Source organism: Mycobacterium aquaticum (assembly GCF_002086485.1).
GTDB classification, from domain to species: Bacteria; Actinomycetota; Actinomycetes; order Mycobacteriales; family Mycobacteriaceae; genus Mycobacterium; species Mycobacterium aquaticum.
This window is the reverse complement of the sequence record NZ_MVHF01000008.1, coordinates 132,266-145,945: the sequence shown is the minus strand read 5'-3', so window position 1 is coordinate 145,945 and position 13,680 is coordinate 132,266. Positions and strand designations below refer to the sequence as shown.

Annotated in this window: 14 protein-coding genes and 1 pseudogene; 12 read left to right on the top strand and 3 right to left on the bottom strand. The window is 65.5% G+C overall.

Features of this window, described 5'->3' with window-relative positions; translation table 11 throughout:
• Positions 1-208: 208 nt before the first annotated feature.
• The 5 genes from BST13_RS11265 (at position 209) to BST13_RS11245 (ending at position 3,881) form a co-directional block, all read left to right on the top strand.
• A complete protein-coding gene (locus BST13_RS11265; RefSeq protein WP_083163719.1) occupies positions 209-910 on the top strand; it encodes an SDR family NAD(P)-dependent oxidoreductase in 702 nt (233 codons plus the stop codon).
• Positions 911-927: 17 nt separating this feature from the next.
• Entirely contained in the window at positions 928-1,800 is an 873-nt protein-coding gene (locus tag BST13_RS11260) for a mycofactocin-coupled SDR family oxidoreductase (protein ID WP_083163716.1), read from the top strand.
• Between the two features lie 28 nt (positions 1,801-1,828).
• Positions 1,829-2,023 carry a ferredoxin gene (locus tag BST13_RS11255; protein WP_083163713.1) on the top strand — a complete coding sequence of 65 codons (195 nt, stop codon included), beginning with the start codon at positions 1,829-1,831 and terminating at the stop codon, positions 2,021-2,023.
• 25 nt (positions 2,024-2,048) lie between these two features.
• On the top strand, positions 2,049-3,410 hold the full coding sequence (locus BST13_RS11250; RefSeq protein ID WP_083163711.1) for a cytochrome P450: 1,362 nt from the start codon (positions 2,049-2,051) through the stop codon (positions 3,408-3,410).
• 138 nt (positions 3,411-3,548) lie between these two features.
• Positions 3,549-3,881 carry a hemophore-related protein gene (locus tag BST13_RS11245; RefSeq protein ID WP_245839521.1) on the top strand — a complete coding sequence of 111 codons (333 nt, stop codon included), beginning with the start codon at positions 3,549-3,551 and terminating at the stop codon, positions 3,879-3,881.
• Positions 3,882-3,954: 73 nt separating this feature from the next.
• Here the strand turns inward: BST13_RS11245 and BST13_RS11240 are convergent, their stop codons facing one another.
• Entirely contained in the window at positions 3,955-5,130 is a 1,176-nt protein-coding gene (locus BST13_RS11240; RefSeq protein ID WP_083163706.1) for an acyl-CoA dehydrogenase family protein, read from the bottom strand.
• A gap of 1 nt (position 5,131) precedes the next feature.
• Positions 5,132-6,136 carry an acyl-CoA dehydrogenase family protein gene (locus tag BST13_RS11235; RefSeq protein ID WP_083163703.1) on the bottom strand — a complete coding sequence of 335 codons (1,005 nt, stop codon included), beginning with the start codon at positions 6,134-6,136 and terminating at the stop codon, positions 5,132-5,134.
• 265 nt (positions 6,137-6,401) lie between these two features.
• On the opposite strand from BST13_RS11235, the gene BST13_RS11230 reads away from it, so the two are divergent.
• Genes BST13_RS11230 through BST13_RS11215 form a run of 4 tightly spaced genes read left to right on the top strand, consistent with a single transcriptional unit; the run spans position 6,402 to position 9,985 of the window.
• Positions 6,402-7,505: an amidohydrolase family protein gene (locus BST13_RS11230; protein ID WP_083163701.1), complete on the top strand. Its 1,104-nt coding sequence runs from the start codon at positions 6,402-6,404 to the stop codon at positions 7,503-7,505.
• Between the two features lie 20 nt (positions 7,506-7,525).
• Positions 7,526-8,668, top strand: a complete 1,143-nt coding sequence (locus tag BST13_RS11225) for an amidohydrolase family protein (protein ID WP_083163698.1) — start codon at positions 7,526-7,528, stop codon at positions 8,666-8,668.
• A gap of 1 nt (position 8,669) precedes the next feature.
• Entirely contained in the window at positions 8,670-9,098 is a 429-nt protein-coding gene (locus tag BST13_RS11220) for a Rieske (2Fe-2S) protein (protein ID WP_083163696.1), read from the top strand.
• Complete coding sequence (locus tag BST13_RS11215; RefSeq protein ID WP_083163693.1) at positions 9,095-9,985, top strand: alpha/beta fold hydrolase; 891 nt, start codon at positions 9,095-9,097, stop codon at positions 9,983-9,985. The genes BST13_RS11220 and BST13_RS11215 overlap by 4 nt, the downstream gene beginning before the upstream one ends.
• A 5-nt stretch (positions 9,986-9,990) precedes the next feature.
• On the opposite strand, the gene BST13_RS11210 is transcribed toward BST13_RS11215, so the two are convergent.
• Positions 9,991-10,464, bottom strand: a complete 474-nt coding sequence (locus BST13_RS11210) for a hypothetical protein (protein WP_083163691.1) — start codon at positions 10,462-10,464, stop codon at positions 9,991-9,993.
• Between the two features lie 32 nt (positions 10,465-10,496).
• On the opposite strand from BST13_RS11210, the gene BST13_RS11205 reads away from it, so the two are divergent.
• The 3 genes and pseudogenes from BST13_RS11205 (at position 10,497) to BST13_RS11195 (ending at position 13,675) form a co-directional block, all read left to right on the top strand.
• Positions 10,497-11,792 carry an NADH-ubiquinone oxidoreductase-F iron-sulfur binding region domain-containing protein gene (locus BST13_RS11205; RefSeq protein WP_083163688.1) on the top strand — a complete coding sequence of 432 codons (1,296 nt, stop codon included), beginning with the start codon at positions 10,497-10,499 and terminating at the stop codon, positions 11,790-11,792.
• Positions 11,789-11,986: pseudogene (locus BST13_RS11200) on the top strand (ferredoxin); the annotation flags it as partial. The gene BST13_RS11205 and the pseudogene BST13_RS11200, both read left to right, overlap by 4 nt.
• A 33-nt stretch (positions 11,987-12,019) precedes the next feature.
• A complete protein-coding gene (locus BST13_RS11195) occupies positions 12,020-13,675 on the top strand; it encodes a thiolase C-terminal domain-containing protein (protein ID WP_083163683.1) in 1,656 nt (551 codons plus the stop codon).
• Positions 13,676-13,680: the final 5 nt, after the last annotated feature.

Here is a 13,680-nt window from a genome sequence, read left to right as displayed (position 1 = left end):
CATACATTCGCATCATGAGAACTCAAGCAAAAGATAGATTGGCTAGTCATGGCACATAGTGGCCCCGGTGACACCGCCCGCGACCGCCCCCTGGCGAGCGCGCAGACCTTGCGATGTGCACAATGACGAGAGTACGGTTCTCATAATCGGAAGGAAGATTCTTGAAGCCTGACAAACGCGCGGCCGACCCGGCGCGAGGAGTGCTGCTGTGAAGAATGCCGTCGTCACCGGCGGAGGCTCCGGTATCGGCGCGGCGATCGTCGCACGACTGCGGGCCGACGGACTCAACGTCGCCATCCTCGACCTGCAGCCATCCGACGATGAATTCGCCCATGTCGCCGACGTGACGGACCGCACCGCGGTCGACACTGCGCTCAACGCCGTACGCGAACAGCTCGGCCCGATCTCGGTTCTGGTCAACGCCGCCGGGCTGGACTGTTTCCAACGTTTCACCGAAGTGTCGTTCGACCGGTGGCAGCGTGTCATCGACGTCAACCTCAACGGTGTCTTCCACTGCATCCAGGCGGTGTTACCGGAGATGATCGACGCCGGCTGGGGCCGCATCGTCAACATCTCGTCGTCCAGCACCCATTCCGGCGCCCCTTACATGGCGCCGTACGTCGCCGCGAAGTCGGCGGTCAACGGACTCACCAAGACCCTTGCCCTGGAATACGGGCCTGCGGGCATCACCGTCAACGCGGTGCCACCGGGTTTCATCGACACGCCGATGCTGCGCGCCGCGGCGGACAAGGGCTACCTCGGCGATATCGACAAGACCATCGAGGCGACTCCGGTGCGGCGCATCGGCAGACCCGAGGACATCGCCGCGGCGTGTGCCTTCTTGATCTCCGACGAGGCCGGCTACATCACCGGCCAGATCCTCGGTGTCAACGGTGGCCGCAACACTTAACGAAAGGAACACGGGCAGTGGGTAATTCAGAAGGCCGGGTGGCCGGCAAGGTTGCCTTCGTCACCGGCGCCGCACGCGGGCAGGGACGCAGCCACGCGGTCCGACTGGCCGAAGAGGGCGCCGACATCATCGCGGTCGACATCTGCCGGAACGTCGACTCGATCGGGTACGCGATGGCGACACCCGAGGACCTCGAGGAGACCGCACGGTTCGTCGAGAAGGCCGGTGGCCGCATCGTGACCGCACAGGCCGACGTGCGGGTCGCCGACCAACTGAAGGACGCGCTCGAGGCAGGTCTCGCCGAACTCGGCAAGGTCGACATCGTGGTGGCCCAGGCCGGCGTCGCCGGAATGAAGGGCAATCCCCCGCTGCAGGCCTGGACCGACGTCATCAACACCAACCTCGTCGGCACCATCAACGCGATCCAGGTCGCGCTGCCGCACCTGACCGAGGGCGCCTCGATCGTCGCGACCGCGTCGGCCGCCGCGCTGATGGACGCGCACAACAAGCCCAACCCGGGCGCCGACCCGGGCGGAATGGCGTACATGACCTCCAAACGTCTGCTGTCGCAGTACGTGCACGACATCGCCACCGAACTCGCACCACGCGGGATCCGGGCCAACGTCATCCACCCGACCAACTGCAACACCAACATGCTGCAGAGCGAACCGATGTACCGCTCGTTTCGCCCCGACCTCGAGCACCCGACGCAGGCCGACGCCGAACCGGTGTTCTACGTCCAGCAGGCCATGAAGGTGCCGTGGATCGAGCCGGTCGACATCAGCAACGCCGTGTTGTGGCTGGCCTCCGACGAAGCGCGTTATGTCACCGGTATGCAGCTGCGCGTCGACGCGGGCGGCTACCTCAAGTGGTACGACTACCACGTGTGAGCTGATTGACTCGAAAGGGGTTGGTGTAGTGAAGGTTTCGGTCGATGCCAGTCGCTGCCAGGGCCACACCCTGTGCTCGATGATCGCGCCCGACTCGTTCGAACTCGACGATGTGGACGGTCACGCATCACCGGTGTCGGAAGTCGTGCCTGCCGACCGACAGGACGCGGTCCGTGAGGCCGCGCACTCCTGCCCCGAGCAGGCCATCGTCATCGAGGACTGACCCAAACACCTAGGGAGACAACGCCGTGAGCGTGCACGATGTCACGACCGACGACGAACGCAAGAAGAACACCTACCACTTCGACCGGCACACACCCGAATACCGTGTGCAGTTCGAGAAGATCACCGAGGAGATGCAGTCCCGCTGCCCCATGGCGTGGACCGACACCTACAACGGCCACTGGGTGGCCGCCGACAGCAAGCATGTGTTCGAGCTGGCCCGCTGCCCCGCGGTGTCCAACCATCACGACATCAGCGGGAACACTCCGTATCAGGGCATCACCATCCCGAAGGCCAGCCGCGCAACCGTCGTTCGCGGCGGCATCTTGGAGATGGACGAGCCCGAGCACAGCGCCTACCGCGGGGCGCTCAACCCGTACCTGTCCCCTGCCGCGATCAAACGCTGGGTGCCGTTCGTCGACGAGATCACGCGCGCCGCGCTCGATGAGCACATCGAGTCGGGCCGGATCGATTTCGTCGAGCATCTCGCCAACGTGGTACCCGCGGTGTTCACCCTCGCCATGATGGGCATCGAGCTCAAGAAGTGGAACGTCTACAGCGAGCCCACCCACGCATCGGTGTACACCCCGGAGCACTCACCTGACCGCGAGAAGATCAACGAGCAGCACCGCGAGATGGGCATCGACATCATCAACAACATGATGGAGATCCGGCAGAATCCGCGGCCCGGTCTGGTCAACGCGATGCTGCAGCTGCGCATCGACGGTGAACCCGCACCCGACATCGAGATCCTGGGCAACCTGGGCCTGGTCATCGGCGGTGGATTCGACACCACGACCGCGTTGACAGCGCATGCCCTGGAGTGGCTCGGTCAGCACCCGGCTGAGCGCACCCGGCTCAGCACCGAACGGGCGGCCCTGCTCGACCCGGCCACCGAGGAGTTTCTGCGCTTCTTCACCCCGGCGCCCGGTGACGGCCGGACCTTCTCCGAAGACGTCGTGGTGGAAGGTCAGCAGTTCAAGCAGCACGAGCGCCTGTGGCTGTCCTGGGCGATGGCGAACCGGGATCCGTCGGTGTTCGACAAGCCCAACGAGGTCGTCCTCGACCGCAAGGGCAACCGGCATTTCAGCTTCGGTATCGGGGTGCACCGCTGCGTCGGTTCGAACGTGGCGCGAACGGTCTTCAAGTCGATGCTCACCGCCGTGCTCGACCGCATGCCCGACTACGTGTGCGACCCCGAGGGCACCGTGCACTACGACACCATCGGCGTCATCCAGGGCATGCGGAACCTGCCCGCCACATTCACTCCGGGCAAACGACTTGGCCCCGGCCTGGACGAGACGTTGGAGAAGTTGCAGCGCATCTGCAATGAACAGGAACTCGCGCGGCCGATCACGGAGCGCAAGGAAACAGCCGTCATCGACTGATCAGCGCAATTCACACCAGTAACACGTCGGCCTCATACCCCGATAGTCCTGTTAACCTCGACAGAGGTCACTTCTCTACAGACGTGTGAGCAAACTCGCCGCCGGGCCGGCGGAACCAGATGGGGGTATGAAGACATGATCAAGTTGTCGCGCGCGAAACTCGCGATCGCCGTCGGCGGCCTCGCAGTCGCAATCCCCGCCTCGGCCGGTGTCGCAACTGCTGCGCCGTACGACGCGGTGGTCAACACCACGTGCACATATGACCAGGTCGTCGCGGCGCTCACCGCGCAGCGGCCGGACCTGGCCCAGGAGTTCAACGCGTCGCCGTTCGCGCAGGGCGCGCTTCGCAGCTTCCTGTCGTCGCCGCCGGCCCAGCGTCAGCAGACGGTGACACAGCTGCAGGCCAGCCCGGCGGCCGCGCAGTATTTCGGTGCGATCACCTCGATCGCCGGTAGCTGCAACAACTACTGATCCCGCGTTCTTCGCACAGACGGCGGTAGGTCCATGCCTGCCGCCGTTTGTCATGTCGCGCGAGCGGGGACAGTCAGCGCCGCGGCAATCCGAGCACCTGGGTCGCGATGATGTTGCGCTGGATTTCCGACGTGCCACCGGCGATCGTTCCGCCGAAGCTGCGCGCGTAACGCTCGAACCAGCTGGCGAAGTAATGGTCGAGGTTCATGTGTTCGTAGGGACCGGTCGTCGACGGGTGCACCAGTCCGTCGGGTCCGGCAGCGGTCAACGCGTTCTCGAAAGCACTGCGCTCGGCTTCGGAACCGAAGAGCTTCAACACCGACACCGACGCGGTGTCCATCTCGCCGCGCGACGCCCGGGCCAACGCCGCAGAACCCATGGCCCGCAATGCTTGATAGTCCATGACGGTGGTGGCGTACTGGTCCCGTTCGAGCTCCGTGCGGGGATGGAAGTCGGCGAGCATGTTGTCGATGCGGTCGGCGAACCCCAGCCACATCATGGTTCGCTCGTGGCCGAGCGAGCCGTTGGCCACAGCCCAACCACCGTTCAGCGGGCCGACGAGATTCTCGGCGGGCACGTTCGCGTCGGTGAAGAAGACCTCGTTGAAGTCGAGGTTCTCTTGTCCGGTCATGTCGGCGAACGGTCGGCACACCACACCCGGGGTGTCGGTCGGGATGATCAGCACGCTGATGCCCTTGTGTTTGGGCGCGTCCGGATCGGTACGGACGAAAGTCAGCAGGAAGTCGGCGTCGTGGGCGCCCGACGTCCACACCTTCTGGCCGTTGACGACGAAGTGGTCTCCCTCCAGAACTGCGCGGGTGCGTAGCGAGGCAAGGTCGCTGCCTGCGCTCGGCTCACTCATGCCCAGCGACGCCGTGCGCTCACCGCGCAGCACGGGTACCGCCCAGCGATGCTTCTGTTCATCCGATCCGAACGAAAGCAACGACGCGGCAATGATATTGACACCCTGGGGATTGAAGCTGTGGTAGATGCGCCTGCGGCACAGCTCATCGAGGTGCACGAACTGCTGCACAACGGTGGCGTTGCGGCCACCGAACTCCGGCGGCTGGGCAGGGAGTAGCCAGCCGTTGTCGAACAGCAGCCGCTGCCAGTCGCGGGCCCACTGCGGCATGTGCGACACCGAGCGGGGCCGCGCATGAGTCTGCGCCTCGGATGGCAGATGCGCGTCGAGGAACGCGGTGAACTCGGCACGGAACGCCTCGACGTCGGAATCGAAGGTCAGTTGCATCTCAGAGCCCCCTGTACGTCGTGCGGTATTCCGCGGCGATCACCGCGCGGTGCTCGGCCGCCCCACCCAGCAGCAGCTCCCCGGCCTTCGCGCGTTTGAGCGCGAACTGGACGTCGTTCTCCCAGGTGAATCCCATCGCCCCGAACAACTGCAGGCCGTGGCGGAACACCACCGCCTGGCACTCCCCCGCCGCGGCTTTGGCCATCGCCGAGGACAGTCGCCGTCGTGGATCATCGGCAGCGATGGTCAGCGCGGCGAAGTACGCGAGGGCCCGGGCCCGTTCGATGGCCACATGCATGTCGACGGCCTTGTGCTGCACCGCCTGGAAGGATCCGATCGGCACACCGAATTGATGGCGTTGCTTGACGTGTTCGAGCGCGAGGTCCAAAACCCGTTGGCAGGCACCGACAGTCGTCACCGCCATACCGGTCAGGGCCAGGTGCCGGGCCTTCTCGGCATCGACATGCACGCGATCGGTGTCGGGCACACTCACGCCCGTGAACGTCACCTCGGCAATGTGCAGCACCGGATCGAAAACCGGTGTGCGCCGGGTGACCACCTTGTCGGCCTGCACCAGGAACACCCCTGCGTCGGTGACCACCGCGAGCGCTTGTGCACGGTCACCGTCGAGCACGTGGTGCGCGGTGCCGTTGAGCACCCAGCCCGCGTCATCGCGCCGCGCGGTCACCCCGCTGTACACGGCGGTCCCCGCGACGGCGTGGTCGAAACGGCTCCCGGCCAGCGGCGCGTACTGCGTCATGGTTGACAGATAGGGAGTCAGGTCGGTGGCCCGACCCAGCTCTTCGAGCACGATCGCGAGCTCGACCGCATTCTGCGGATCGGTCAGCTCGGTCCAGCCCTGATCGATGTAGCTCTGCCACAGCGCCGCTGGATCAACCCCCTGCTCGGCGACCTCCCGGACCAGCGTCGCCGGACACTGCTTGCCGACCGCATCGCGCACGGTTTCCTGCCATAGCCGCTGATCGGCATCGAATTCGAGTAGCACGCGCCGCCTCCTGTGGGCTGTCACATCCGTGCGAGAATATCATTCTCGTCAGATGATCTAGCATTCTCCGCCGAGAAGGACGGTCTCTCCACCTTGGTCCGCTGGGCAACTGACCAGCATCAGCGTCTACCTGGGCGGGAGCCACCGGTCGGTCGGAGAACAATATTCTTGCTATTGAAGAATAAGGATCTAAACTGGCAGAAGGTCCGGTGTCGCGGTCACACCGTCGACAACGTGTGCACCGGACGAACATCGGAGGTCAGCCTTGGCAGTGCAGCACCCCGACGGGACCAGCACCCCGGTCATCGATGCCAGCGTGCACGTCTTCTTCGGGTCGAACAAAGACCTGAGGCAGAACTTTCTACGCGAGCCATTCGCCAGCCGCGGCTTCCCTGATTACGAGATGAACTGGTACGGCGCGCCGGGCGGCGAGTATGCGAAGCACGCCAGGGGTCCCGAACGGCAGTACCCCGGTTCTGATCCCGATCTGACCGCACAGCACCTGTTCGCCGACCGCGGCGTCGACATCGCGATCCTGCATCCCATGACCCGCGGCATCATGCCGGACCGCCACCTGGGCACCGCACTTGCCAACGCGCACAACGAGATGATGGTGACGCGCTGGCTCGACCACGACGCGCACGGCCACCGGTTCCGCGGCACCATCCGAGTGAACCCCGACGACATCGCCGGCGCATTGCGCGAGATCGACCGCTACAAGGACCATCCGCGCGTCGTGCAGATCGGCGTGCCCCTGCAGTCCCGCGAGCTGTACGGCAAGCCGCAGTATTGGCCACTGTGGGACGCTGCCGCCGATGCCGGTCTACCGGTGGCGGTGCACATCGAAGGCGGTGCGGGCGTGCAGTTCCCACCGACGCCGTCGGGCAAAACCCGAACCTACGAACAGTATCTCGGCTTCATGGCGCTGAATTACCTGTACCACCTGATGAACATGATCGCCGAAGGCCTCTTCGAACGCACCCCCGCACTGCAGTTCGTGTGGGCCGACGGCGCGGCAGACATGTTGACGCCGTTCATGTGGCGCATGGACTGCTTCGGCAGGCCGCATCTCGAGCAGACACCGTGGGCGCCCAAGATGCCCAGCGACTATCTGCCCGGCCATGTCTACTTCGTCCAGGGCGCGCTCGACGGGCCCGGCGACGTCGAATTCGCCGGTGAATGGTTCCAATTGACGGGCAAGGAAGACATGGTGATGTTCGGGTCGAGTTACCCGCATTGGCAACTGAACGAACCGACGGTACCGGCGAGGTTCACCGCCGAGCAGCGGGACAAGCTGTTGTGGCGCAACGCCGCAGAGCTCTACGGGCTGCACAGCGCAGTCACACCGTCGGCCGTTGCGGCACGGTAGAAGTACGCGAGGGAGGATTCATGTCCGTCACAGCGAACCCACGAGTACCCGCGGCCGAACGCATCGCGGTCCGGTGCGTCGACTCCGACGTACACCCCATGCCCAAACGCGGTGAGCTCATCGACTACATCCCTGAGCCGTGGCGCAGCAAGTACTTCCTCAATCACCCTGTCGGTGAGCAGATCTACTATGACGCACCGGATTACGCGCACTCCTATGCCATGCGGGTCGATGCGTTCCCGCCGGACGGCGAATTCGCCTGCAGCGATCCCGATATGGCGCTGCGCCAGTTGATCATGGAGGCCGGCTCCGACATCGCCATCTTGGAGCCGACGCACGCCGAGAGCCGGTTGGCCGAGGCCACCGCGGCCTACTGCACCGCGACCAACGAGTGGTTGGCCAATCACTGGCTCGACAGCCACAACAACTGGCATCAACGGTGGCGGGGCTCGGTGTGTGTGGCCATCGAGGAGCCGCAGCTGGCGGTCGCCGAGATCGAGAAGTGGGCCGATCACCCCTACATGGCTCAAGTGCTGATCAAGGCCGAGCCGCGACCGTCGTGGGGAGACCCGAAGTACGACCCGGTGTGGGCGGCGGCCACCAAGCACGACATCACCGTGAGCTGCCACCTCTCGCGTGGCGAGTTCGACACGTTACCCCTCCCCCCGGTCGGATTACCCAGCTACAACCACGATTTCATGGTCACGTACTCGTTGCTGGCCGCCAATCAGGTGATGAGCCTGATCTTCGACGGTGTCTTCGACCGCTTCCCGACACTGCGCATCGTGTTCGTCGAGCACGCGTTCACCTGGATCCTGCCGCTCATGTGGCGCATGGACGCGATCTACGCGGCGCGCAAATCCTGGCTGGACATCAAGCGCAAACCGAGCGAATACGTCAAGGACCACATCAAGTTCACCACCCAACCGCTCGACTACCCCGAAGACAAGACCGAACTGTCCCGGGCGTTCGAGTGGATGGAATGCGAGAAGATCCTGCTCTACAGCAGCGACTATCCGCACTGGACCTTCGACGATCCGCGCTGGCTCGTCAAACACCTGCCTGAGCACACCCGCGAGGCGATCATGTTCCGCAACGGCATCGAGACCTACAAGCTGCCCGAGACCGTCCCGGTTCTCGAGGGTCAGGTCCGGGTGTTCTGACATGGGTTCGGAGGGCAGCAGCGAAGCGGCCGGGGAATCTACGCAGCCTGCCGAGCGCCCCCGCCTTGCGCAAGGGCGTGAGCACGTCGTCGCGACTGTCGACGAAATCCCGCCCGGAACCCACAAATTGGTGCCGATCGGGCGACATGGGGTCGGCGTGTACAACGTCAACGGCACCTTCTACGCCATCGCGAACTATTGCCCGCACGAGGGCGGCCCGCTGTGTTCGGGCAGAGCCCGCGGACGCACCGTCGTCGACGAAACCGTCCCCGGCGGCGCAGTGATGGTGCGCGATCAGGAGTTCATCTACTGCCCGTGGCACCAGTGGGGTTTCGAACTGGCGACCGGAACGACCGCGGTCAAGCCGGAGTGGAGTATCCGTACCTACCCGGTGCGGATCGTTGACGACGAAGTGTTGGTGATGGCGTGACGGCGGTACTCGAGCAGGACGAGAAGGTCATCGAGATCAACGGCGGCAACGTCGTGTACGAAATACTCGGCGCTCAAGGCGATTTCATCGCGCTGACGCCGGGAGGGCGGTTCAGCAAGGACATCCCCGGATTGCGTCCGCTGGCCGAGGAACTGGTCAAGGGTGGCTACCGGGTGCTGCTGTGGGACCGCCCGAACTGCGGCAAGTCCGACGTGCAGTTCTACGGGTACAGCGAATCGCACATGCGGGCCGAGACGTTGCATCAGTTGATCACCCAGCTGGGCATCGGCCCCTGCGTCCTGGCCGGCGGGTCCGGTGGGGCGCGGGATTCGATGTTGACGACCATGCTCTACCCCGAGATCGTCACCAAGCTCGTGGTGTGGAACATCGTCGGTGGGGTGTACGGCTCGTTCGTGCTGGGTTCCTACTACATCGTCCCGAGTATCCTCGCGGTTCGCGGTGCGGGCATGAAAGCCGTTGCCCACATTGATGAGTGGAAGGAGCGGATCGGGGAAAACCCAGCCAACGAAGCCCGCATCCTGGCGCAGGACCCGGACGAATTCCTCAAGCTGATGTTGCGCTGGCTCAACGCGTTCGTGCCCAAGCCCGGACAGACCATCCCGGGGGTCGAGGACGAGATGTTCGACAACATCAAGGTTCCGACGTTGATCATCCGGGGTGGTGAGAACGATCTCGACCACCCCAAGCGCACCTCATTGGAAGTGAGTTGCCTGATCAAGGGTTCGACGCTGATCGACCCGCCATGGCCCGAGGACGCCTGGGAACGCGCCGGAGAGGATCGCGCTACCGGAAAAGTCAAGCGGTTCAACATGTTCGACACGTGGGTGCAGGCCGCGCCGGCGATCCTTGAGTTTCTCGACAAATGACAGGCTCACATCGTTCGGATGTGCACCTCGCAGTTGAGCGAGGCCTCGAGGGCGGTATGGACCCGGCTTTCGGGAATACGCTCCAGGTCGGCCTTGCGCAGCGTCACCCACACCACATCCCAGCCGTCGCGGTCGACACCGCGCTCGATCTCACCGGACAACCCGAAACCGGCCAGCACGCCGCGGGCGTCGTCGTCGGTGCCGCGGCTGACGAAGGTGACCACGCCGGCCTCCGGAGCCGTACCGAAAGCCTTGGCACACAGTTCGATCACGAGCTGTTGAAGCTGCTGTGCGTCGTCGCCCGCGATGAGAACCTCCACCTCACGCCGGTGCGCGGGCAGACCGGCGAGCTGGTTGTCCAGCACCTGCGCGCCACGTTCGATCATCATGTCGCGCAGCATCGTCATGCCGTCGGCCAGCTGTTGCCGTCCGAGCTCGCCGGCCGGATCGACTCCGACGCGCACCACAGCAGTTCTCATGCCGGTTAGCGTAGCCGGGGACGGGATGTGATATGACAGCCGATCTCACCGTCGCGGTGTGGCCCGGTATGACGCCGCGCATGCTGCGGACAGACCCGGAGCCGGAGACACTCACCGCCTACACCCGAGCCGGCGGCTATGCGGCCCTTGACAATCCGGACGAACTACTCGACGAGGTGCAGGTCAGCGGTCTGCTCGGCCGCGGCGGCGCGGCCTTCCCGCTGGCGGTCAAGCTGCGTACGGTTCGCGCCAACGGACGCGAGGCCGGGGGCGCCGTGGCGATCGGCAACGGCGAAGAAGGTGAACCGACATCGATCAAGGACCGCTGGTTGCTGCGCACCCGGCCCCATGCGGTCCTCGACGGCCTGCGGTTGGCGGCCACGGTGATCGGTGCCGAGCACGCCTACCTGTACGTGTCCGACCGCCTGGCCGCCGAGCATGCCCAGGCCGCGCTCGCCGAGCTCGGCGGCGAACTGGGCTCGCTGCGCATCGAATTGGTGCTCGTCGCACCGGGTTACGTGGCCGGTGAGGAGACCGCAGCGGTCCACGTGGTCAACGGTGGTCCGGCCAAACCCACCGACAAGCCCCCACGGCCGTTCGAGCAGGGCGTCGACGGGTTGCCGACGCTGGTGAGCAACGTCGAGACCCTGGCTCAGCTGGCGTACCTGAACATCCACGGAGCCGCGCAGTTCCGCACGCTGGGCACCGATGTGTCGCCGGGAACCTTCCTGGCCACCGTCACCGGCGCGGACCGTCCGGCCGTCCTCTACGAGCTGCCGCACGGCGTCGCGGTCGCGGATCTGCTGACCGTGCACGGCGTCCCGGCGGAGCAGGTCACCGGGGCGCTCATGGGTGGGTATTTCGCGGGTCTGCTCAATCGCGCCATCCTCGGAGCCACCCTGGATCACGAGACGATCCGCAGCCTCGGCAGCGGTCTGGGATGCGGCGCGATCACGGTGCTCACCGACGACTGCCCGGTGGCGGTCGCCGCGTCGGTGCTGTCCTACTTCGACCGGGAGAACGCCGGACAGTGCGGTTCCTGTTTCAACGGCACGGCGGCAATGGCGGCGGTGGCGTCGGCGTTGCGCGACGGTGTGGCCGGCGAGGACGATGTGGCCCGGCTGCGGCGCTGGTCGGTGGTCTTGCGTGGGCGGGGCGCATGCGCGACGCTCGACGGCGCGGCGAATGTGGCGGCCAGCCTCGTGGCCCAATTTCCCGATGTCGTGCACAGTCATCTCGGAAGCGACTGTCCGGCTTGCCGTTCCGGCGCGTTCACCGCGACGCGACCCTACGAGGTGGAACGACTCGACGAAGTGGTGGGGGTATGAGGATCAAGCTGGACCGCACGATGTGCGACGGATTCGGGCTGTGCGCCAAACACGCGCCCGAGTACTTCCCGCTCGACGACTGGGGATATGCCTCCCTGGCGGGCGACGGCACGATCGCGGAGGCCGATCACGACGCGGTCAAGCGTGCGCTGCTGGACTGTCCGGTGCACGCGATCATCGAGTTGTCCGAACAACGGTCCGCCGTCGAGGCCGGCTAGGGAGTCGAGTTGTCAGAGATACCGGGCCGGCCACTACCCACGGTCACCGCGCTGAACGAGTACTTCTGGACTGCGGGCGCTGACGGAGTGCTGCGGATCCAGGAATGCCTGGACTGCAATGCGCTCATCCACCCACCGCAGCCGGTGTGCCGGTACTGCCGGAGCCACAAACTCGGACCCCGTGAGGTCTCGGGTCGTGGCTCGCTGGCCGGCTTCACCGTCAACCACCGCTTCGGTTTCCCGGATTTGCCGCCGCCGTATGTGGTCGCCGAAGTGGCCATCGCCGAGGATCCCCGCGTCCGGCTGACCACCAACATCGTCGATGCCGACCCCGCCGACCTCCAGCTGGGGCAGCCGGTGGAGGTCACCTTCCAACAGCTCGACGATGTCTGGCTGCCTGTCTTCCGCCCGGCAGCGCACCTCGCACCTACCCCTGAGCCCGTCGACCTCATCGCGCCCGAGGACTTCGCCAAGCACGTCCGGCCGATGCTGAGCACCCAGAAGTTCGAAGATCATTCGGCCATTACCGGGATCGGCGCCTCCCGCCTCGGGCGCCGGTTGATGGTGCCACCGCTGGCGCTGACCATCGAGGCCTGTGAGGCCGCGGTCGCCGATGCCGGGCTCAGCCTCGATGACATCGACGGCCTGTCCACATATCCGGGACTCGATGTCGCCGGTATGGGTGAGGGTGGCGTCACCGCGCTGGAAGGCGCCCTCGGGCTGCGGCCCACCTGGATCAACGGTGGCATGGACACTTTCGGGCCCGGCGGTTCGGTGATCGCGGCGATGATGGCTGTCGCCACCGGCATGGCCCGCCACGTGCTGTGCTTCCGCACCCTGTGGGAGGCGACGTTCGGCCAGCTGGTCAAGGAGGGCAAGCTCGCCGCTCCGATGGGCGGCCGCACCACCAGCTGGCAACACCCGTACGGTGCCACCTCGGCCGCACATACCTTGGCGCAGAACGCGGGACGCCATTTCCACCGGTATGGCACCACCCGGGAAACCCTGGGCTGGATCGCGCTGAACCAACGCGCGAACGCCGCGTTGAACCCGACGGCGATCTATCGGGATCCGCTCACGATGGAGGATTATCTCTCGGCGCGCACCATCACCACGCCGTTCGGACTGTACGACTGCGACGTGCCGTGCGACGGCGCGGTGGCCGTCATCGTCTCGGCCGTCGACGCGGCACGCGACCTCGCCAAACCGCCGATCCGGTTCGAGGCGGTGGGGACGCAGATCATCGAACGCACCGATTGGGACCAGACCACCATGACCCACGAACCACAGGTGCTGGGCCAGTCCGCCCACTTGTGGTCGCGAACCTCGTTGCGGCCCAGCGACGTCGACGTGGCCGAACTCTATGACGGCTTCAGCTTCAACTGTCTGTCCTGGATCGAAGCCCTCGGCTTCTGCGGCATCGGCGAGGCCAAGGACTTTCTCGACGGCGGCCACAACATCGCCCGTGACGGTGTACTGCCCCTGAACACCCACGGCGGTCAGCTGTCTCATGGCCGCACGCACGGCATGGGCCTGATCCACGAAGCGGTCAGTCAGCTGCGCGGTGAGGCCGGCGACCGCCAGGTCGCAGATGCCAAGGTGGCCGTGGCCAGTTCAGGCGGCCTGACCCCCAGTGGTGTTCTCCTGTTGCGGACGGACGATTGACCGCC